Annotated in this window: 19 protein-coding genes and 1 pseudogene; 12 read left to right on the forward strand and 8 right to left on the reverse strand. The window is 63.7% G+C overall.

From position 1 onward, the window contains the following. The first annotated feature begins 1 nt into the window (after position 1). The gene (locus AC0L3I_RS17990; RefSeq protein WP_473489023.1) at positions 2-1,519 is read left to right on the forward strand and encodes a DHA2 family efflux MFS transporter permease subunit; all 1,518 of its coding nucleotides are present in this window, start codon (positions 2-4) and stop codon (positions 1,517-1,519) included. Positions 1,520-1,588: 69 nt separating this feature from the next. Here AC0L3I_RS17990 and AC0L3I_RS17995 read toward each other — a convergent pair whose 3' ends face one another. Beyond that, positions 1,589-2,791 carry a pyridoxal phosphate-dependent aminotransferase gene (locus AC0L3I_RS17995; RefSeq protein WP_473489022.1) on the reverse strand — a complete coding sequence of 401 codons (1,203 nt, stop codon included), beginning with the start codon at positions 2,789-2,791 and terminating at the stop codon, positions 1,589-1,591. A 206-nt stretch (positions 2,792-2,997) separates the two neighbouring features. Between AC0L3I_RS17995 and AC0L3I_RS18000 the strand changes: the two genes are divergently transcribed. The 3 genes from AC0L3I_RS18000 to AC0L3I_RS18010 all read left to right on the forward strand — a co-directional run bounded on the left by AC0L3I_RS18000 (position 2,998) and on the right by AC0L3I_RS18010 (position 5,479). Next, on the forward strand, positions 2,998-3,891 hold the full coding sequence (locus AC0L3I_RS18000; protein ID WP_473489021.1) for an EAL domain-containing protein: 894 nt from the start codon (positions 2,998-3,000) through the stop codon (positions 3,889-3,891). Continuing rightward, positions 3,888-4,742 carry an EAL domain-containing protein gene (locus tag AC0L3I_RS18005; protein WP_473489020.1) on the forward strand — a complete coding sequence of 285 codons (855 nt, stop codon included), beginning with the start codon at positions 3,888-3,890 and terminating at the stop codon, positions 4,740-4,742. Before AC0L3I_RS18000 ends, AC0L3I_RS18005 begins: the two co-directional genes overlap by 4 nt. Positions 4,743-4,867: 125 nt before the next feature. Further along, a complete protein-coding gene (locus AC0L3I_RS18010) occupies positions 4,868-5,479 on the forward strand; it encodes a glutathione S-transferase family protein (protein ID WP_473527754.1) in 612 nt (203 codons plus the stop codon). Positions 5,480-5,712: 233 nt separating this feature from the next. Here the strand turns inward: AC0L3I_RS18010 and AC0L3I_RS18015 are convergent. Together AC0L3I_RS18015 and AC0L3I_RS18020 are read right to left on the reverse strand one after the other, a co-directional pair. Continuing rightward, positions 5,713-5,914 (reverse strand): annotated as a pseudogene (locus tag AC0L3I_RS18015) (hypothetical protein). A gap of 259 nt (positions 5,915-6,173) precedes the next feature. Continuing rightward, on the reverse strand, positions 6,174-6,386 hold the full coding sequence (locus AC0L3I_RS18020; RefSeq protein WP_023678332.1) for a cold-shock protein: 213 nt from the start codon (positions 6,384-6,386) through the stop codon (positions 6,174-6,176). A gap of 328 nt (positions 6,387-6,714) precedes the next feature. On the opposite strand from AC0L3I_RS18020, the gene AC0L3I_RS18025 reads away from it, so the two are divergent. Beyond that, positions 6,715-7,041 carry a hypothetical protein gene (locus AC0L3I_RS18025; RefSeq protein WP_473489018.1) on the forward strand — a complete coding sequence of 109 codons (327 nt, stop codon included), beginning with the start codon at positions 6,715-6,717 and terminating at the stop codon, positions 7,039-7,041. Between the two features lie 13 nt (positions 7,042-7,054). Here AC0L3I_RS18025 and AC0L3I_RS18030 read toward each other — a convergent pair whose 3' ends face one another. Then, positions 7,055-7,624: a methylated-DNA--[protein]-cysteine S-methyltransferase gene (locus AC0L3I_RS18030; RefSeq protein ID WP_473527755.1), complete on the reverse strand. Its 570-nt coding sequence runs from the start codon at positions 7,622-7,624 to the stop codon at positions 7,055-7,057. Between the two features lie 180 nt (positions 7,625-7,804). Here AC0L3I_RS18030 and AC0L3I_RS18035 point away from each other — a divergent pair, with 180 nt between their 5' ends. The 5 genes from AC0L3I_RS18035 to AC0L3I_RS18055 all read left to right on the forward strand — a co-directional run bounded on the left by AC0L3I_RS18035 (position 7,805) and on the right by AC0L3I_RS18055 (position 11,484). Then, positions 7,805-8,668 (forward strand): transglycosylase SLT domain-containing protein, encoded by an 864-nt coding sequence (locus AC0L3I_RS18035; protein ID WP_473527756.1) that lies wholly within the window; start codon positions 7,805-7,807, stop codon positions 8,666-8,668. Between the two features lie 5 nt (positions 8,669-8,673). Next, entirely contained in the window at positions 8,674-9,162 is a 489-nt protein-coding gene (locus AC0L3I_RS18040) for a GNAT family N-acetyltransferase (RefSeq protein ID WP_473527757.1), read from the forward strand. Between the two features lie 171 nt (positions 9,163-9,333). After that, a complete protein-coding gene (locus AC0L3I_RS18045; protein ID WP_473527758.1) occupies positions 9,334-9,768 on the forward strand; it encodes a lysozyme inhibitor LprI family protein in 435 nt (144 codons plus the stop codon). A 275-nt stretch (positions 9,769-10,043) separates the two neighbouring features. Further along, on the forward strand, positions 10,044-10,787 hold the full coding sequence (locus AC0L3I_RS18050) for a DUF899 family protein (RefSeq protein ID WP_473527759.1): 744 nt from the start codon (positions 10,044-10,046) through the stop codon (positions 10,785-10,787). A gap of 145 nt (positions 10,788-10,932) precedes the next feature. Further along, on the forward strand, positions 10,933-11,484 hold the full coding sequence (locus AC0L3I_RS18055) for a DUF4142 domain-containing protein (protein WP_473489014.1): 552 nt from the start codon (positions 10,933-10,935) through the stop codon (positions 11,482-11,484). A gap of 124 nt (positions 11,485-11,608) precedes the next feature. On the opposite strand, the gene AC0L3I_RS18060 is transcribed toward AC0L3I_RS18055, so the two are convergent. After that, the gene (locus AC0L3I_RS18060) at positions 11,609-11,929 is read right to left on the reverse strand and encodes a DUF1476 domain-containing protein (RefSeq protein ID WP_473489013.1); all 321 of its coding nucleotides are present in this window, start codon (positions 11,927-11,929) and stop codon (positions 11,609-11,611) included. Between the two features lie 268 nt (positions 11,930-12,197). Here AC0L3I_RS18060 and AC0L3I_RS18065 point away from each other — a divergent pair, with 268 nt between their 5' ends. After that, positions 12,198-12,587: a DUF6152 family protein gene (locus AC0L3I_RS18065; RefSeq protein ID WP_473489011.1), complete on the forward strand. Its 390-nt coding sequence runs from the start codon at positions 12,198-12,200 to the stop codon at positions 12,585-12,587. Then, on the forward strand, positions 12,588-13,052 hold the full coding sequence (locus AC0L3I_RS18070) for a DUF6644 family protein (RefSeq protein ID WP_123148380.1): 465 nt from the start codon (positions 12,588-12,590) through the stop codon (positions 13,050-13,052). It begins immediately after the preceding gene. 94 nt (positions 13,053-13,146) lie between these two features. Here AC0L3I_RS18070 and carB read toward each other — a convergent pair whose 3' ends face one another. From carB to AC0L3I_RS18085, 3 genes are all read right to left on the reverse strand, one after another. Continuing rightward, positions 13,147-16,644, reverse strand: coding sequence for a carbamoyl-phosphate synthase large subunit (gene carB / locus AC0L3I_RS18075; protein WP_123148379.1), 3,498 nt, complete (start codon positions 16,642-16,644; stop codon positions 13,147-13,149). A gap of 192 nt (positions 16,645-16,836) precedes the next feature. Further along, the gene (locus tag AC0L3I_RS18080) at positions 16,837-17,694 is read right to left on the reverse strand and encodes an SH3 domain-containing protein (RefSeq protein ID WP_473489010.1); all 858 of its coding nucleotides are present in this window, start codon (positions 17,692-17,694) and stop codon (positions 16,837-16,839) included. Between the two features lie 310 nt (positions 17,695-18,004). Next, positions 18,005-18,763: a metallophosphoesterase family protein gene (locus AC0L3I_RS18085; protein ID WP_473527760.1), complete on the reverse strand. Its 759-nt coding sequence runs from the start codon at positions 18,761-18,763 to the stop codon at positions 18,005-18,007. Positions 18,764-19,173 lie beyond the last annotated feature (410 nt).

A 19,173-nucleotide genomic window follows, 5' to 3' on the forward strand; every position in this document is an offset into this window, starting at 1 on the left:
CATGTCGAAGCGTCGCTTGCCTCTTGTTGCCGCCGTCTATCTCGGCACATTCGTCGCACTGCTCGACATCAGCATCGTCAACGTCGCCCTGCCGACGATCCAGCTTGCGCTCGGCATCGATTTCGCAGGGCTGCAATGGGTGATCGACGCCTACACGCTTTGCCTGTCGGCCTTCATGCTGTCGGCAGGCCTGATCGCTGACCGCTACGGGCGCAAGCGCTCCTGGCTGGCAGGGATCGGCATTTTCGTGGCCGGTTCCGCCATATGTGCAATCGCGCCCAACCTGCCGGTGCTGCTGGTGGGCCGGGTGGTGCAAGGGATAGCCGGATCGCTGATCATTCCGGGTGCGCTGTCGATTCTGACGCAGGCGTTTCCCGACGGTCGCGAGCGTGCCGGCGTTATCGGAGGCTGGGCGTCGTTCGCAGCTGTCTCGCTGCTCGCCGGCCCGGTCCTCGGCGGCATCCTGGTCGAAACCGCCGGATGGCAGAGCATTTTCCTGATCAACCTGCCGCTCGGCCTGGCCACGATCGTGCTCGGTGCGGCTTCGATCGTAGAGACTTCACACCCCGAGCATGCCCATCTCGACCTTGTCGGCCTGGCGCTTAGCATTCTGTGGCTGGGCGCCTTGACCTTCGGCCTGATCTCGGCAGGCGAAAAAGGTTGGGGCGATCGAGAGGCTGTTATCGCCCTTGTCGTCGGCTTCGCTGGCCTAGTGGCATTCCTTGTCTTCGAGGCACGCACGCCGCGGCCGATGCTGCCGCTTGGCCTGTTCCGCGACATTCGCTTTGCCGTCGCCAATGTCGCCTCGTTCGCGCTCGGCCTCACCTCCTACACCGGCGTCTTCCTCTATTCGATGTTCCTGCAGCAGGCACAGGGCTGGTCGCCGACACAGACCGGCCTGCGCATGGCGCCGCTGTTCCTTGTCCAAATGGTCGTGTCGCCGGCGATCGGCAGGCTTAGTCAGCGCTACGGACACTCGGCGCTGATGACATCTGGCTATCTTGCGAGCGGTCTTTCCATGCTGGGCATGTGCTGGGCTGGACCCTCGACACCCTATGTGACGATCGGCCTGCTGTTTGCCGTCGGCGGCCTCGGCAATGCGCTGTCCATCCCGACCGGCAGCGCTGCCGCGATGTCGTTTGCGCCGCGCGAGCGTTCGGGCATGGTGTCGGCGGTGATCAACGCAACCCGCCAGGGCGGCACCGCTATCGGCATCGCCCTGCTCGGCGCCTTGATGAGCATGCGGGCAACAGCCCTGCTGACGGCGCATCTTGAAAATGCCGGTGTCGCCAATGCCGGAGCGGTGGCCCGCGCCGCCGTTTCAAGGTACGATTTCGCAGCCGATGCGGCGATGGGCAAGGACGGCCTGCGCGATCTGTTCGCAGCCGCCTATGCCGGCGGTTTCCATGCGGCGATGCTGACGGCGGCCATCGTTTCGTTTGTCACGGCCGGGCTTCTGGTCGCCGTTCTGGCGCCGGCCGAGGCACGTTCGGCACGCGAAACCAACCAGCAGGGATGAGGCTGGTGCCTATCGCCACCAAAACCCGGCTCGCGGCCGGGTTTTGGTATTCGGGAACGATACGGCTGATCAGGTCAGCGAGGCGGTGAAGCGCTGGATGCGCGTGCAGGCCTCTTCGAGCAACGCCTCCGATGTGGCGTAGGAGATGCGGAAGTTCGGGCCGAGGCCGAAGGCCGAGCCGAACACGACCGCCACGCCTTCGGCCTCGAGCAGCTCCGAGCAGAAGGCTTCGTCGTTGTCGATCACCTTGCCGGCTTTGGTCTTCTTGCCGATCAACTGGGCGCAGGACGGATAGACATAGAAGGCACCTTCCGGCGACGGGCATGTGATGCCGCGCGCCTGATTGAGCATCGACACGACGAGATCGCGCCGAGCCTGGAAGATCGCCTTGTTTTTTGCAATGAAATCCTGCGGACCGTTCAGCGCCTCCACCGATGCCCACTGGGCAATGGTACAGGCGCCGGAGGTCTGCTGGCCCTGGATCATATCCATCGCCTTGATCAGCGCCACGGGCCCGGCCGCATAGCCGATGCGCCAGCCGGTCATGGCATAGGCCTTCGACACGCCGTTCATCGTCAGCGTGCGCTCATAAAGCTTCGGCTCGACCTCGGCGATGGTCCTGAAGACGAAATCGCCGTAGATCAGGTGCTCGTACATGTCGTCGGTCAGCACCCAGACATGGGGATGTTCGAGCAGCACGTCGGCCAGCGCGCGCAATTCAGCCTCGGTGTAGGCGGCGCCCGACGGGTTCGACGGTGAGTTCATCAACAGCCATTTGGTGCGCGACGTGATCGCCTTTTCCAACGCCGCCGCCGTCAGCTTGAAGCCGTTGTCGATGGAGGTGTCGGCAAATGCCGGGGTGCCGCCGCAGATCGCCACCATCTCGGGATAGCTGACCCAGTACGGCCTCGGAATGATGACCTCGTCGCCGGGATTCAGCGTCGCCATAAAGGCATTGAACAGGATCTGCTTGCCGCCGGTGCCGACGATGGTCTGCTCCGGCCGGTAGTCGAGATTGTTCTCCCGCTTGAATTTTTTGGCGATCGCCTCGCGCAGCGGCACGATGCCGGAAACCGGAGGATATTTCGTTTCGCCGCGGCGGATAGCCTCGATCGCAGCGTTCTTGATGTTGTCCGGCGTGTCGAAGTCCGGTTCGCCGGCACCCAGCCCGATCACGTCACGGCCGGCGTTTTTCAGCTCGCGCGCTTTCTGCGTCACTGCGATGGTCGCGGAAGGCTTTACGCGGGAAAGGGCGTCGGCAAGAAAGGCCATGACGGCGTTGTCTCCTTGTAGGCTTAGGCGGTCCGTCCGACCGCGGCGCTTCTCATGTCGCATCATTCCGCCAAGCGCAAGCATTGTCGGATGAGCCAGATCTCGAACCCCGGCAAATCCGGCAACAATAAATTCACCTACAGGCGGTAAAACCCCGAGTGGCTGGATCCACGACCCATTCCGCCAGTCTCGCAGAGCGAGGAACCGTGTCGCGCAGCATCGAGCATGCCCATATCGTCCGTCATGACGACGGCACCGCCAGCGGTGTCTGGGGCATCTATACGCTGCAGAGCGCTTTCCAGCCGATCTTCGCCTTCAGCAACGGCAAATTGTCCGTCACCGGATTCGAGGGGCTGATCCGGCCGTTCCGCGACGGCGAGCCGCAGTCGCCGGTGAGCTTTTTCAACACCTGTCCGACGGTCGACCGCCTGCATATCGAGGCGCTGACAAGGACGCTGCATCTTTTGAACGCCGGCGCTTGCCTGCCGCAAGAGGCATCCATCTTCATCAACTTCGATCCGTCGGTGTTCACCGACCGCAGCATCGCCGACAAGGCGCTGCGCGACATGCGGCTGGTGCTGCATGAGGCTGAGATCGATGCGAACCGCGTCGTCTGCGAGGTGACCGAGCAAAAATCAGCGTCGCAGGAAACGCTCTACAATTTCGTCGAGGCACTCAGGGCCAACGGGTTTCGCATAGCCGTCGACGACTACGGCGCCGACGAGTCCGACATCAACCGCATCAAGGAGCTCCGGCCGGACATCGTCAAATTCGATGCCCGCTGGGTCATGCAGCTGATGGAGTCCGGCGCCGGTTTCGCACTGCTGACCGCCATGGTGGCAAGTTTCGAACAGCAAGGCATCCGCACCGTGTTCGAGGGCATAGAGGAGGGCTGGCAGCTTGAACTGGCCGAGAAATCGGGAGCCTCGATGGTGCAGGGATTCGCACTGGCGCGCCCCGAGCTTGCACCGACCAGCTTTCACGCCTTGGGCAAGGACAGGCAGATGCCGGTGACAGTGCCAGATGCCGGCGAGGCGCCTGCGACTGTCTCGCCTTCGCCGCGGCCGAAACGGGCTTTCGGGCGCAAGGCGGTGCCATGACCGGGCGGCCGGACAGGCGGCGCAATGTCGGCGAAGCAATCTTTACCGATGAGGTCGGTATCGAATACGGCGTCTATGGCGCGTTCCGGTTGAGAAGCGCCTATCAGCCGATTTTTGCCCCGCGCGGCAGGTTTTTGAAGGCCGTCGCGGTCGAGGGCCTGATCGAGCCGCACCGCGCCGGCAGGTCGGTCGCGCCGCGCGCATTTTTCGAGGGCGTCCCCGTGGCGGATCGCCTGTTCGTCGAGACGATGTGCCGGGTGCTGCATCTCCGGAACTTCCGCAACATCGGCGTCGATGGGCTCGACCTGTTCTTCAACTACAATCCGCTGATCAACGATGACCCCGGGCGAGCGCTGGCTGAGATCAGGCTGATGACCAGGCATCTCGCCGAGTTCGATCTGTATCCCGGCATGCTGGTCTGCGAAATCACCGAACAGGCGGCCGACGACAAGGTGCTCGTCAGCCTGGCGCGCGAGATGCGGCGTGACGGCATCCGCATCGCCATCGACGATTTCGGCACCGGGCATTCGACGGAAGAACGGGTCGCGCTTGTCCAGCCCGACATCGTCAAGATCGACGGCACCTGGTTCGCGGAATTCTGCCGCCATGCCGCCGCCGAGCGGTTTTTCCGGCCGCTGGTCTCTGCACTGCACGACCGCGGCACCAAGGTGCTGGTCGAAGGCATCGAGCAATCCACGCATCTGCGCGTCGCGCTGGACGGCGGCGTCGATCTTTTTCAGGGTTTTTACCTTGCCCGGCCGGCGCTGGCCGGCACGCTGTTCGACGAGGAACCGCTATCGATCGACAGGCTGCTTGGCAGGGACAACAACGTCGTGCCGTTGTTTGGGTAATCCATCAGCGGCGCTGATGGTTGCGCCAAAACAAATCACTGGATGAAGCCGTTGCCGCCGGGATAGAGCCTTGAGACCGGACTCAGGCCCCAAGGGCTGTCGTTGCACGAGCGAGCGGAGCGCCAATGACCATACTCTACGGAATGATCGACAGCGGCAATTGCTACAAGCCGCGGCTGTTGATGGGCAAGCTGGGCATGGCCTTCACCAATGTCGAGGTGAGTTCGCATACCGGCGACACGCGCAAGCCGGACTATGTCGCCAAGAACCCGAACGCCATGGTGCCGCTGCTCGAACTTGACGACGGCCGGCGGCTTGCCGAATCCAACGCCATCCTGCTTTATCTCGCCGAAGGCACGCGGTTCCTGCCGGCCGACAGATACGAGCGGGCGCTGGCCTATCAATGGCTGTTCTTCGAGCAGTACAGCCACGAACCCTATATCGCGGTGCGCAAGGCGCTGCTGACCTTTCCCGAACGGGCCAAGGATGCGACGCCGGAACGGCTGGCGGTGACGCTGGAGCGCGGCAACAAGGCGCTCGGCGTGATGAACAAGCACCTGGCGGGCAGTGCGTTCTTTGCCGGTGAGGCATTGAGCGTCGCCGATATCGCGCTCTATGCCTATACGCATACGGCCGAGATGGGCGGTTTTCAGCTCGATGCCTATCCGGCGGTGGCGGCCTGGCTGAAACGGGTCGAGGTCGAGCCGGGGCACGTGCCGATGGAATGGCTGCCTTAGTTCTGTCCTCACGCTCGTCGCCGCTTCGCGGCTCGCTCCGGACGGGGCGCTAGCGCACCCCGAAAATCGGAAATAATTTTCGGTAAGGATTGTGCGCAAGATCAAAGTGCTACGCGTCCTTTGCGCGTCCAAAAGGACGCGCGGCTCTGTAGCCGGCGCGACGCCCGGTCGGGCTTGCGGCCTTCGGCCGTGGCGCGTATTTCGGATTGGGTGATGAGGCGTAGCCGTGTGATTCAGAAGGGGCGGGTCTGGCCGGCGCGATGGTCAGCCAAGGCCTGCTCGGCAAGTTTATCCAGCCTGCCGGCCTTGGCGTCGGTTTCGATCTGCCGATCCCATATGTCCGCTTGCAGCGCCTCGAACCAGGCGGCAAAACGCCTTCAGCTCCTCAGGGCTCAGTTCGGCAACGGATTTTTCGATCTGTTCGAGCTTGCTCATAGGCTAAAAATACCATGACTGGAACAATAAGGCCAAGGTGGCTGTTTCATCCGGAATCCGGACAGCAAAAAGGCGGGACATAATCCCGCCTTCCCATGCTTGGTAGCCTGATCGGGAGCGTTTGGTCCGGGCCCACAGCAATCTGCTGCTTCGGCTTGTCGGTGTCTTTCCGCTCCGGTGCGCTTCTCGCGCGACCGTCAGTACATCCGTGACTTGCCGCGCGCCCCGAGCTGTCGCCCGGCGCGCGCCATTCGCAAAATCAGGCTGCCTTGCTCAGAGACCCAGCGGACGACTTGCCAGTGCGGCGGTCCTGCTCGATCTCGAAGTTGATCTTCTGGCCTTCGACCAGGGTCGACAGCCCAGCGCGCTCGACTGCTGAGATGTGGACGAAAACGTCCGCGCCGCCGCTGTCAGGCTGGATGAAGCCGAAACCCTTGGTGGAATTAAACCACTTGACCGTACCTGTTGCCATTTCGATAGTCCTTATACGTTTGCTTTAGCTTGACCGAACCTAAGTCCAGCCGGTTTGTATCGAGATTTTGGGGATAGACGTCAGCAAACGCGAATATCGCGAGGCCCGGATCGATCGGCCGAAATATCAATGGACCTCATATAGTCTGCTTCTCCGCAAAAAACAAGACTGCACGAAAAAAGGTGCTGATGCGGCGCTGCCCAATGGCCGCCCCAATCGCCTGAAAGCCTTGCAACGTCGCGCGTTGCGGAGGGTTGCACCGCTTATCGCGCGTTGCGGGGAAAATCGCGCCGCCTTCGAGCGCCCGGTCCTGTTTGGGGAGAGGACCATGAAAACTGTTCTGCTTGCCGCCTGCCTGACGCTGGTGGCCGCCGAGGCGCAGGCGATCTCGCGCTACGACCCGAGCCGCATGAGTTGCGGTACGGTGCGGGCGACGATCGCTCGGGAAGGCGCGGTCATCCTGCGTTACCAGTCGACGCGCGTGCCGGGGCTGCCGCTCTACGACCGCTATGTGCGGAGCCAGCGTTTCTGCAACATGGGCGAGGTCAGGGCACGGGCTTCTGTGCCTAGCGCCGACACGAAGTCCTGCATCGTCTACAAATGCAAGCGGGTGGAAACTGACCGGCATTTCCGCTGGCGCATCTTTCCGAACTAGCTACGTCGGGGCCTCAGAATCCAAACGAGACCTGTGCAGGCGGCGGCGGACCGACGCGCACGCCTTCCATCGCCAGCATCTTTTCCTTGGTGGTCGAGCCGCCAGGCGCAGAAAAACCGCCGATCTTGCCGCCGGCGGCAAGAATGCGGTGGCATGGGATGACCAGCGGCACCGGGTTGGTGCCGAGCGCCGCGCCCGTCTCACGCGCCAGCCCGGCATGGCCGGCGCGCTTGGCCAGTTCGCCATAGGTGGTGGTCTCGCCGAAGGCGAGCTTTCGCGCCGCGTCGTAGATGGCGAGGCGGAAATCGTCGACGCCGGTGAGATCGACCGGCACACCGGAGAAATCGACGTCCTTGCCGGCTGCATAGGCCTGTATCGACAGAATCAGCTCGCTAATCCATTGCGGTTGGGCGCTCGAAGCGGCACTGCCGGCATGTCGCAAAAGCCGGCGTTCCACGGCGTCGCGGTTGCGCTGGGGCAGGCAGAGCCGGGTCAATCCGGCCTCGCTCCAGGCGATGCCCATGAAGCCGATCACGGTTTCGAAGACCGTGTGGCCGGCGACGACTTGAGAGGTGCTTTCCATGATGTGCTCCTTTCCGCAGAAACGGATGGGAATCCAGTACATATCGAGAACGAGATATCGCATTTTCAGGGATCTGCTGCCACCCGAAAACCATTCGAGGTCCCAACTGGCTGCGGATTGCCGGGGCAAAGGCGCTGGTGTAAGGACTTTCTTAACAGACGAACCGGACCCGAGCGCGGCTTGCCAGCAAAAATCATCTTTCCCGCGATCGGCGTGATGCTCGCTGCGGCCGGTCTCAGCGGCTGCACTTCGACGCCGCAGACGAAGGCCGTGCGTTCCCTGACTGAAACCACCGCCGCGGGCGCTGATGCCGGCTTTACGCTGGCGCTGCCCGACACGGTTTCGGTGCTGCCCGAATCGTCCGGCATCGCGCCTGTCCAGACGGCGGCGCTCGCTGTCGACCCCACCGCGATGCCTGCCCAGCCGGCCGCCTTTGCCGGCCCGACTCCGCTGGCCGCAACTGCACCTGCAGCCATGACGGCCGATGCCGCGCCAGCCGGCGCAGCACCTGTCAATGCGACGGCCGCTGTCGCCATGCCGGTCACCGGCGAGACAGGCAAGACAATGCCCGGCGTTCAGCAGGCCGCCTATGTCGTGCCTGAGGATCCGTCCGCCCTGCTTTCGACCAGCCCTGCCAAGGAGTATTCGGCGGGCCCGCGCGGCGAGATCGAGCGGCTGATCGAGAAATATGCCGTCCTCTATGAGGTGCCGGTCGATCTGGTGCGCCGTGTCGTCAAGCGCGAGAGCACCTTCAATCCCAAGGCTTACAATCGCGGCCATTGGGGGCTGATGCAGATCAAGCCTGCGACGGCGCGCGGCATGGGCTATGACGGGCCGGCGAGCGGGTTGTTCGACGCCGAGACCAATCTGAAATATGCGGTGAAATATCTGCGCGGCGCCTGGCTGGTGGCCGGCGGCAACGCCAAACGGGCCGACCGGCTCTACCAGAGCGGCTATTATTACGACGCCAAGCGCAAGGGCATGCTGGGAGAAACCGGCCTTGGCCGCGACCGCGGTCGGCGTCGCCTGCAGCCCGACGCCTGAACACCATGCCTGAACCGCGACCGCCGGCGCCGAACGACATAAGGCTGCGCAAGATCCTCGACGACACGCTTGCTCCGCCGCGCTGGCCGGAAGGTTTTGTCATGCGCGGCTTCGAGGCCGCCGACGCGCTCGCTTTGCATGCGCTGCTGACCACCGTCTTCGACGATGGCGCCGATGGGCCGTTCGAAGAATGGTGGCCGCGCATTTCAAGCGACGCGGAATTCGACCCTGCCTTGTGTTTCCTGGTTATCGACAGCAAGGGTCGGCTGGCGGGCGCGGCACTGTGCTGGACGGGGGCGTTCGTCAAAGACCTTGCCGTCCACCCCGAGGCGCGCGGCCGAGGCATCGCCGAAGCGCTGATGTGGCACGTCTTCGCCGCCTTCCGCGCACGAGGCGCTGCGCATGTCGATCTCAAAACCAGCACGGTGGAGAACGCCGCCGCCGTCAGGCTCTACGAGCGGCTGGGGATGTTCGAAGTCGATTGGGCGGGGTGAGGGGCGGTCGGCGAAGCCGATCAGCGGGCGAGCGGCCGAGGGGTAAAGTGTGGAAGGAAGTGTCCACCAAGGCGGCAGGCTGCACCTTGCCGGCAACCGCCCGGGCGTTAAGCTGCGATCCTGCGGCTTTCGTGCCGCGGGCGGGGTCTCGACCGAAACCGGAGAAACACGATGCGGCTTTTGCTTTCCAAAACGGGTATGGCCAAAACAGGCCTGGTGATCCTCGCCATTCCGCTTCTTGCGGGCGTTGCGCACGCCGACGATTGCGCCAACGCGCAGGACCAGGCGACCATGAACGAATGCGCCGGCAAGTCATTCACCGAGGCCGACAAGAAGCTCAACCACGTCTACAGGCAGATCGAGGGCCGGCTGAAGGACGATGCGGCGACGAAGAAGCTGCTGGTAAGTGCGCAGCGCGCCTGGGTCGCCTTCCGCGATGCTGAATGCGGTTTCCAGGGCGGCCCGACCGATATGGCAGGCAGCATATATCCAATGGTCATCGCCGGCTGCAAGGAGAGCCTCACCAATATCAGGCTGAAGGACTTTCAGGGCTATCTCAACTGCCAGGAGGGCGATGCAAGCTGCCCGGTGCCGGCGGCGCAGTAGCTTCGTTGTCCTGCTATCCCATGTGAGGTCCCCCTCATCCGGCCGCTTCGCGGCCACCTTCTCCCCGGCGGGGAGAAGAGGTTGGCGCCGGCGTTGATAGTCTCCTCTCCCTTGGAGGAAGAGGTCAGCCGAGCGAAGCGGAGGCTGGGTGAGGGGTCTTCTGCCGCCTGTGTGCGCAAAAATGTCGGAACCCTCCTTCGCGATGCGTCCTTGAGAGGCAAAGGCGCGTTGCCGTACGGGGCGCGCCGCCACAAGCACGGCTGATGGAGATGACGATGATCACCTTTCCCAATGAATCCGCTGAATATCGTGCCGCCCGCGAAACCCTCTTGCAGAAGGAGATCGAGCTGCGCCGCGCCATGGAGGATGTGGCCGTCGCCCGCCGCGCACTGCCGCCGGGTGGGCTGGTGCCACAGGATTATGTGTTCGACGGACTTAACGCCGACGGCAAGCCGGCCCGCATAAATCTGTCGGAACTGTTTTCGCCCGGCAAGGACACGCTGATCGTCTACTCTATGATGTTTCCGCGCCATCCCCAGGAGACGCGCGACGTGGCGACAAGCGGCGGCACGGCGAAGCTCGCACGACCGGACCAGCCATGCCCGTCCTGCACGGCGCTGCTCGACCAGTTCGACGGCACCATTGGCCATCTTGAGGCCGCCGGCTTCAATTTCGCGGTGGTGGGCAAGACCGCGCTCGAAAACCTGATCACGCTTGGCCGCGATCGCGGCTGGACGAATATGCGGCTGGTCTCCTTGGCCGGCAACAGCTTCAAGCGCGACTACCACGCCGAGGCCGACGACGGCGCGCAACTTCCGATGCTGTCGGTGTTCCATCGCGACGCCGATGGCATCCGGCATTTCTGGAGTTCGGAGCTTGGCTTCGCGCCGTCCGAACCCGGCCAGGACCCGCGCGCCGTCGGCACCTGCGAGATCCTGTGGAACCTGATGGATTTCACGCCGGAGGGCCGGCCGGAATGGAACGAACAGCTGCAATATGCCGGCGCCTGCTGCCACTGAGCTTTGCCAAGCATATTTCCGGCGTATCGGCGCCGAGCGGGGGGTGTTGGCAGGGTCGCCGACACCTCATTCCTGTCCCCGTCGCGCAACTTCGCTGCTTGTGTCGCGTTGAACTCTCCGAGGATCACAAACCCGGAGATTTCCTGTGAAAACGCATCTCACGCTAGCCATGGTCGCTTTGCTGGCCGGCGCGCCGGCGGGCTTCGCCCAATCCGCCACGCCGGCCGATATACCTGCTGTCGGCCAAACCAAGATCGAGACCGAGACCTTCACCAAAACGGTCCCCAGCGCCAACCGGTTCGAGATTGAAAGCAGCAAGCTGGCCGAACAAAAGAACGTCGCCGCCGATGTGAAGGATTTCGCCTCGCTGATGATTAGGGATCACACCAAGGCTGGTGAGGATTTCAAGGCAGCTCTCGAGCAGAGCGAGACCACGGCCTCGGTGACAGCGAGCGGCCCCGCTTTGTTGTCGAAGGATCAGGCGATGCTGGACGAGCTCAAGGAGCTCGACGGCGATGCCTTCCAGGCGAAATACATCGTCCTGCAGACGCAGGCGCACAAGCAGGCGTTGGCGCTGTTTTCCACCTATGCGCAGTCGGGCGAAGACCCGGCGCTGAAGGAATTCGCCAAGAAGACACTACCGACGCTGCGGATGCACGAAGAGCGCCTAAAGGATCTGGTGGCCGCCCACAGCTAATGCATGTCACCCAAAAGCATGCCCTCGGGCCTGACCCTGGGCCTGACCCGAGGGTGCGCAGCGGTTTTGGGCGACAAAAAACAAGAACTTAAAGCGCGTCGCGACGCGCTTTACGCTGGCGCTCTCAGGTGTTTTTGATCTGCTCGACCGCCGTCGCCAGCAGGTCGTCCATGACGCCGCGAATCTGAAGATCCGACTGGGCGACGCCCGCCGCGTCGAAATCGGCGCGTATCTTGCGCAACACATCGTCGTCCCCGGCCTCTTCGAAGTCCGCGCGCACCACCTCTTTCGCATAAGCGTCGGCGTCCGCACCGGTTTTTCCGAGTTTTTCGGCGGCCCATAGGCCGAGCAGCTTGTTACGGCGCGCCATGGCCCTGAACTTCGTGTCCTCGTCCATCGCAAACTTCTTTTCGAAGCCTTCCTGACGGTCTCTCATACTGCTCATGGTGTGCCTCGTTCAGGTGTGAGTCTCCGACCTTCATCCGATGGAGAAGAAGAGCGGCGGGTGGGGCCCGAACATGGCGCGCATAGATGTCATAAGCAAGACCGGACCGTTCATTCCAGTGATTGATCGGGCCGGTGATTGATCGGGCAGCGCCTGGACGAACGGCACATGGCGGCCGTCGCGGAAGGCCTTCGCACCGATGTGATTTGACGTTGCCGCGCGGTGACCTACTCTCGAATACTGACGGCATGAGCCGAGGAGACGAGCGATGCAGTCACCTTTCAACGGGATTCGGAGCGTCGCGCTGACAGCAGCAGTGATGCTTGCCGCCGCCACCGCAGCCTATGCCCATCACGGCTGGTCGTGGACCGAGGAAGGTTTTTTCGAACTCCGGGGCAAGATCACGGCCATCTATATCGGCAATCCGCACGCCACGCTGGATGTCGACGCAGAGGGCGAGGTCTGGCGGGTGGATTTGGCGCCGCCGTCCCGGACGATCGCCGCCGGCTTCACCGAGGAGGTCGCCAAAGTCGGCGACGAGGTGACCGCGATCGGCCACCGCTCGCGCGACGAGACCGAGAAGTGGATGAAAGCATCTCGCATCATCGTCAATGGCAAGACTTATGATGTTTATCCCGACCGCGTGCCGCCGGCCTGAATGGACGAGCTCCTCGCCGGCATCGAGCAACTCGCCTTGGTGCGGGCACTGAAGGCCTCCTTCGTCGCCTATCCCATAGTCAACGCGCTGCACATCATGTCGATCGGCGCGCTGCTGACCAGCGTCTGGCTGATGGACCTCAGGATCCTCGGCGCCTTCCGTTCGCTGCCCTACGCGGAGTTCATTGCGCTGCTGCGCCGCACTGCATTTGCCGCGTTCGCCGGCGCGCTTGTCACGGGCTCGCTGCTCTTTTCAGTCAGGGCGAGCGAGTACGCGGCGATGCCGATTTTCCTCACCAAGATGACACTTATCCTTCTCGCCGGCGCCAACTTCTTCGTCTTCATGCGCCGCGCAAAAGGCGGTGACGAGCCGGCCGGCGGGACCGTCACAATCCTGGCGGTGCTGTCGATGGCTCTGTGGACGTCGGTGCTGTTCGCCGGACGATTTATTGGGTTTCTCAACTGAGGTGAGCGTCGGCTCGGTTCGATTGCCCTGGACGGATCAGGGTGCTGTAGAAATCGCAGCGTTGGCGGGACAGCACCCCCTCTGGCCCATCGCCTCAGGCAAAATACTCCTGCAGCGGCCTAACCTCCAGGCTCCCCGCCCTCAGCGCCGCAATAGCCTCAGCCACCGCAGCCGCACCCGACAGCGTCGTGTAATACGGCACTTTCTGCATCAGCGTGGCGCGGCGCAGCGACTTTGAGTCCGACACCGCCTTCTGGCCGTCCGTGGTGTTGAAGACGATCTGCACCTGGCGGTTGCGGATGGCGTCCTCGATGTGCGGGCGGCCTTCCAGCACCTTGTTTATTTTCTCGGCGACGACGCCGTTCTCGGCGAGGAAGCGCGCGGTGCCTGAGGTGGCCATTACCTTAAAACCCTGGCCGGCAAGGCGCTTGACCGCCGGCAAGATGCCCTTCTTGTCGTCGTCGCGCACCGAGACGAACAGCGTGCCGGAGCGCGGCAGGTCGACGCCGGCCCCTAACTGGCTCTTGGCGAAGGCCAGCGCGAAGTCGCGGTCGAGGCCCATGACCTCGCCGGTCGAGCGCATTTCCGGGCCGAGCAATATGTCGACGCCGGGGAAGCGGGCGAAGGGGAACACTGCTTCCTTGACCGCGATGTGGCCGGGATTTCTGGGGTCGGGCATGGCGCCATAGTGGGCGAAGGCGTCTTCGAGGGTCTCGCCGGCCATGATGCGGGCGGCAATTTTCGCAATGGGACGGCCGATGGTCTTGGCGACGAAGGGCACGGTGCGCGACGCCCGCGGATTGACCTCCAGCACATAGACGGTGCCGTCCTTGATCGCATATTGCACGTTCATCAGCCCGCCGACATTGAGCGCGCGGGCGAGCGCCGCCGTCTGGCGCTCCAACTCGTCGACGAGGTCGGAAGGCAGGGCGTGCACCGGCAGCGAGCAGGCACTGTCGCCCGAATGGATGCCGGCCTCCTCGATATGTTCCAGGATGCCGGAGACGAAGGTCGACTTGCCGTCGCACAGGCAGTCGACATCGACCTCGATGGCGCCCGAGAGATAAGTGTCGAACAGCAGCGGGTTCTTGCCCAGGAGCGTGTTGATCTGGCCTGTTTTGTCGTTGGGGTATTTCTGCTTGATGTCCTCCGGCACCAGGCCGGGCACGGTGTCGAGCAGGTAGGTCTGCAGCATGCTTTCGTCGTGGATGATCTGCATGGCGCGGCCGCCGAGCACATAGGACGGGCGCACCACCAGCGGGAAGCCGAGCTCGCCGGCGACGAGGCGGGCCTGCTCGACCGAATAGGCGATGCCGTTCTTTGGCTGGCTGAGGCCGAGCTTGTGCAGCAGCTTCTGGAAACGGTCGCGGTCTTCGGCGAGATCGATCATGTCGGGCGAAGTGCCGAGGATCGGGATGCCGGCCTTCTCCAGCGCATCCGCCAGCTTCAGCGGCGTCTGGCCGCCGAACTGGACGATGACGCCGACCAACTCGCCCGACGCCTGTTCGGCGCGCAGGATCTCCAGCACGTCCTCCGGCGTCAGCGGCTCGAAATAGAGCCGGTCCGACGTGTCGTAGTCAGTCGAGACGGTCTCCGGATTGCAGTTGACCATGATCGCCTCGAACCCGGCATCGCGCAGCGCGAAGGCCGCGTGGCAGCAGCAATAGTCGAACTCGATGCCCTGGCCGATGCGGTTCGGGCCGCCGCCGAGGATGACAACCTTCTTGCGCGACGAGACCTGCGCCTCGTTGGCGAGCGCGCCGGCGAAAGGCGTCTCATAGGTCGAATACATGTAGGCGGTGGGCGAGGCGAACTCGGCGGCACAGGTGTCGATGCGCTTGTAAACCGGATGAACGTCGAGCTTTTCGCGTATCCTTTGTACATCTTCGACGTCTTTCCGGACCAGCGACGCGAGGCGGGCATCGGAGAAACCCATCGCCTTCAGCATGCGCAGATTGGCGGCGTCCTCGGGAATGCCGTGCTCGCGGATGCGGTCTTCCATGGCCAGGATGCCGGCGATCTGCTCGAGGAACCACGGGTCGATCTTGCACATGGCGTGGACGTCTTCGAGCGAGGTGCCCATGCGGATGGCCTGCGCCACCATGCGCAGCCGGTCGGGCGTCGGCGTGCCCAGCGCGGCGCGGATGGCGTTGCGGTCGTCGGCGTGGCTGGCTGCGCCGTGCGCGATGCCGGGGATCTCGATCTCGTCCAGACCGGTCAGGCCGGTTTCAAGCCCACGCAGCGCCTTCTGCAGCGATTCCTGAAAAGTGCGGCCGATGGCCATGACCTCGCCGACCGACTTCATCGCCGTGGTCAGCACCGGCTCGGCGCCGGGGAATTTCTCGAAGGCAAAGCGCGGGATTTTTGTGACGACGTAATCGATCGACGGCTCGAACGAGGCGGGCGTGGCGCCGCCGGTGATATCGTTCTCCAGCTCGTCCAGCGTGTAGCCGACGGCGAGCTTGGCCGCGATCTTGGCGATCGGAAAGCCGGTCGCCTTGGATGCCAGTGCCGACGAGCGGGAGACGCGCGGGTTCATCTCGATCACCACCAGGCGGCCGTCGGCCGGGTTGACGGCGAACTGAACGTTGGAACCGCCGGTCTCGACGCCGATCTCGCGCAGCACCGCGATCGAGGCGTTGCGCATCATCTGATATTCTTTGTCGGTCAAGGTCAGGGCAGGGGCGACGGTGATCGAATCGCCGGTGTGCACGCCCATCGGGTCGATGTTCTCGATCGAGCAGATGATGATGCAGTTGTCGGCCTTGTCGCGGACGACCTCCATCTCGTACTCCTTCCAGCCGAGCACGCTTTCCTCGATCAGCACTTCGGTGGTCGGCGAGGCGTCGAGGCCGGACTGGACGATCTCGTAGAATTCGGCGCGGTTGTAGGCGATGCCGCCGCCGGTGCCGCCCATGGTGAAGGACGGGCGGATGATGGCGGGAAGGCCGACATGGTCGAGCGCCTGTGCGGCGATCGCCATGCCGTGGCTGATGTAGCGCTGCTTGCGGTCGCCCTCGCCGAGGTTCCAGCGCGTTTCGAGCGCGTCGAGCGCGGCGTCGAGGTTTTCGGGCTTCTCGGCCTTCAGCGCGGCGCGTTCGGCCTCGTGCGTCTTGCGGTCGGCGTTCTTGACGTCGGTGGCGTTGGCCAGCATCGACTTCGGCGTTTCCAGGCCGATCTTCTTCATCGCCTCGCGAAACAAAGCGCGGTCCTCGGCCTTGTCTATTGCCGTGGCGTCGGCGCCGATCATCTCGACATTGTAGCGCTCGAGAACGCCCATGCGGCGCAGCGACAGTGCGGTGTTGAGCGCGGTCTGGCCGCCCATGGTCGGCAGCAGCGCGTCCGGCCGCTCCTTGGCGATGATCTTGGCCACCACTTCGGGCGTGATCGGCTCGATATAGGTGGCGTCGGCCAATTCCGGGTCGGTCATGATGGTGGCCGGGTTGGAATTGACCAGGATGACGCGAAAACCCTCTTGCTTGAGCGCCTTGCAGGCCTGGGTGCCGGAATAGTCGAACTCGCAGGCCTGACCGATGACGATGGGGCCGGCCCCGATGATCAGAATCGACTTGATGTCGGTGCGTCTTGGCATATCGAGGGTCCGTTCGGCAGGCGGCTTGCACGAAAAACCGGACGGGAAGACCCGGCCGGTTGTGCTCGCGATTCTGGTATCAGGCTAGGAGGGCCTTATAGGGAAGAGTTTTGCCTGATGTAACCCCCTAAAATGCGAGTAGGGCAGTAGGGCAGTGGTTCGAGCGCCTTTTAAACATATTGCCCTACTGCCCTACTGCCTTATTCCCCTTAGCCACTCATCCCCCAGCGCCAGGTCGTCGGTAATCTCGAAGCGTTCGGAAACGCCGACACGGATCAGGTTCAGGCTGCCCTCGCGGGTGTAGCGGAATTCGCCTGATGCATTCGAACCGGCGGGCCGACCGGCCTGGAAGCTGATGACGCGCGTGCCGCCATCGGGCCAGGTCACGGTCACCTCGGCCTTGTCGCCGGTGTGGACAACGCCCGCCTTGCAGCTGGTCATCGGCTGGCCGACATAGCGCGCGCAAGGAATCTCGTTGCGGGCACCCAGCGCCGGCGCGGGCCGCCCCGGCGGCTGCAGCCGCGCAACGGTTTGTGCGTTGGCCGGAGCCGCTGCATTGGCGGCGCGATTTTGGCTCGCTTTCGCCGCCGCGGCCGTCTGCATCTCCTCGATCGAAGGATTTCCGCTGGTAGCGAGCGCCAGGCGGTAAGCGTCCTCGATGGCGGCCCTGCCGATTGCCTCAGCGGCTGTCATTGTGGTTTCGGGATCGGTAGCGCCCAGGCGCGCTGTCAGGTCGGGCAGCGGCTGGTCTGCGGTTGCCGGGTTCGCGGCCTCGGCTGCAGAGGCGGTGCCTTCGCCGGTCGGATCAGTATCCGCATCCGAAACGGCCACCGGATTCTCAGGGTTCAGGTAGCGCGCAGGAGCCCATCCGGTCAGTTGCGGGTTGTCGATTTCTGCAACCTTGCACCAGCGGTGGCCATTGACGTCGTTGCAGCCGAGATTGTTCACGCTCGTACCATTCGGCAGCCGAGCCTTGATCTTGCCTATCGCCGACGCCGTGGCGCGGACGTTCAGGAGATCGCCTGGAGCGAGGTCGGTCACGATGGACACGACGGGCGCCTCCTCGGCCCTGGCCGGCAGCAGCGCCGTTAGCAGGAGAGGGGCAGTGAGCGCGTACAGTGTCGTTCGGAGCGTAACTGTGCGCCTCATTATGTTGGCCGTGGCGATAGATTCATTACCGAAGGCGCGGCCAGGTACGAAACGCCACCGCTGGCCAAGTCGATTTTATAAGCGACGACGTGGCGCTATGTAAGCCCGAAAATGCGGCTGCGACGTCAACGTGTTCAGTGTGCGGCATGAGCAAGCTCAGCGTGCGGCATGAACGCGTTTCCGCGTTCAGCCGGACATGAACGCGTTGCGTTCAGCCGGACATAAATCCGGTGCGCAGCGCGTAGGCCCATTCCGGCCGCCCCGCCTGTTCGGCTTGCCGCGCCGCCGCCTCGTGATCATAGTCGACGGCAATGGCCTCGAAACGGTCGGGGCGGCCCGGCTCACCCAGGTCGACGATGCCGTAGCGCGCATGTGGGGAGCCTTGCTCGGAGACATGCGCCGGCGGTGTCGAATCGCCATAAGCGGGACAGCCGATGCTGCCCGGATTGAAGACGACCGGGCCGCCTGGGATTCGGATCAGCTCGCTGCGGTGACTGTGACCGCACAGCACGATGCGGCAAGCCGGATCGAGCGCGGCCAGCCGTCGCTTGATGGCGGCCAGTGGTGCTCGCACCAGCCGGCCATCTTCTATCGTATCGGTCAGATATTTTTCGTCGTGGTCGGGCCGGGCATGGAAGGCGGTCACGTCAGGCGCGATCTCCAGCGTGAGAGGCAAGGCGAACAGCGCCTCGCGCTGCGCCGATGTCAGCCGCTCCTGCGCGTAGCGGTCGGACGGCCACATGGCTTCATCGGCGGCGTCGCGGGCGACGCGGCGGTCGTGATTGCCGCGCACCGTCGGCAAGGCGAGCGCTTCAAGCCGCTCCATGGTTTCGCGCGGCCAGAGCGGGCCGGAGACGCAATCGCCGAGATTGACGATGAGGTCAGCACTGCCGCGCTGGCTGAGATCGTCGAGCACGGCGTCCAGGGCGACGATGTTGCCGTGAATATCGGCGAGGACGGCAATGCGCATGGGAAGCTCCGTAGGGTCGACGAATGACTGGTCGGGAAGGGCGGGCCTGGCAGACTTTGGTTCCTCTCCCCTGTTACACCAGGGCTACCGCAGCTGGAAAGCCGAGGCTTTCGCTCTACGATGTACCCCACCCCTAACCCCTCCCCACAAGGGGGAGGGAGACTTCCGTTGGCGCTGATAGTCGTGTGTGTGTCTTCTGCTGGCGTGGCATTCAGCGGTGACGTTGGCGTGTCCGCCGCGCGGCGTTCCCTCCCCCTTGTGGGGAGGGTTAGGGTGGGGGGCCACCTTCGCAAGAATCCAAACGCGGTTGCCCTGCCTGTTACAGGGGCGAGTTAGTCGTCCGTGAAGAAAGCGATTTTCGCGTCAACCTTGAAAGTGATCTGCGTTGGAGCGCTTTGTCCCAACTGAGG

It is taken from the genome of Mesorhizobium sp. WSM4840, from assembly GCF_055811755.1.

What these genes read in the sequence shown, in the direction of transcription:
- AC0L3I_RS17990 (WP_473489023.1), top strand. Translation starts at nt 2, where the DNA reads ATGTCGAAGCGTCGCTTGCCTCTTGTTGCCGCCGTCTATCTCGGCACA.
- AC0L3I_RS18045 (WP_473527758.1), top strand. Translation starts at nt 9,334, where the DNA reads ATGCGGCTTTTGCTTTCCAAAACGGGTATGGCCAAAACAGGCCTGGTG.
- AC0L3I_RS18025 (WP_473489018.1), top strand. Translation starts at nt 6,715, where the DNA reads ATGAAAACTGTTCTGCTTGCCGCCTGCCTGACGCTGGTGGCCGCCGAG.
- AC0L3I_RS18020 (WP_023678332.1), bottom strand. Translation starts at nt 6,386, where the DNA reads ATGGCAACAGGTACGGTCAAGTGGTTTAATTCCACCAAGGGTTTCGGC.
- AC0L3I_RS18065 (WP_473489011.1), top strand. Translation starts at nt 12,198, where the DNA reads ATGCAGTCACCTTTCAACGGGATTCGGAGCGTCGCGCTGACAGCAGCA.
- AC0L3I_RS18010 (WP_473527754.1), top strand. Translation starts at nt 4,868, where the DNA reads ATGACCATACTCTACGGAATGATCGACAGCGGCAATTGCTACAAGCCG.
- AC0L3I_RS18040 (WP_473527757.1), top strand. Translation starts at nt 8,674, where the DNA reads ATGCCTGAACCGCGACCGCCGGCGCCGAACGACATAAGGCTGCGCAAG.
- carB (WP_123148379.1), bottom strand. Translation starts at nt 16,644, where the DNA reads ATGCCAAGACGCACCGACATCAAGTCGATTCTGATCATCGGGGCCGGC.
- AC0L3I_RS17995 (WP_473489022.1), bottom strand. Translation starts at nt 2,791, where the DNA reads ATGGCCTTTCTTGCCGACGCCCTTTCCCGCGTAAAGCCTTCCGCGACC.
- AC0L3I_RS18005 (WP_473489020.1), top strand. Translation starts at nt 3,888, where the DNA reads ATGACCGGGCGGCCGGACAGGCGGCGCAATGTCGGCGAAGCAATCTTT.
- AC0L3I_RS18030 (WP_473527755.1), bottom strand. Translation starts at nt 7,624, where the DNA reads ATGGAAAGCACCTCTCAAGTCGTCGCCGGCCACACGGTCTTCGAAACC.
- AC0L3I_RS18050 (WP_473527759.1), top strand. Translation starts at nt 10,044, where the DNA reads ATGATCACCTTTCCCAATGAATCCGCTGAATATCGTGCCGCCCGCGAA.
- AC0L3I_RS18060 (WP_473489013.1), bottom strand. Translation starts at nt 11,929, where the DNA reads ATGAGCAGTATGAGAGACCGTCAGGAAGGCTTCGAAAAGAAGTTTGCG.
- AC0L3I_RS18085 (WP_473527760.1), bottom strand. Translation starts at nt 18,763, where the DNA reads ATGCGCATTGCCGTCCTCGCCGATATTCACGGCAACATCGTCGCCCTG.
- AC0L3I_RS18070 (WP_123148380.1), top strand. Translation starts at nt 12,588, where the DNA reads ATGGACGAGCTCCTCGCCGGCATCGAGCAACTCGCCTTGGTGCGGGCA.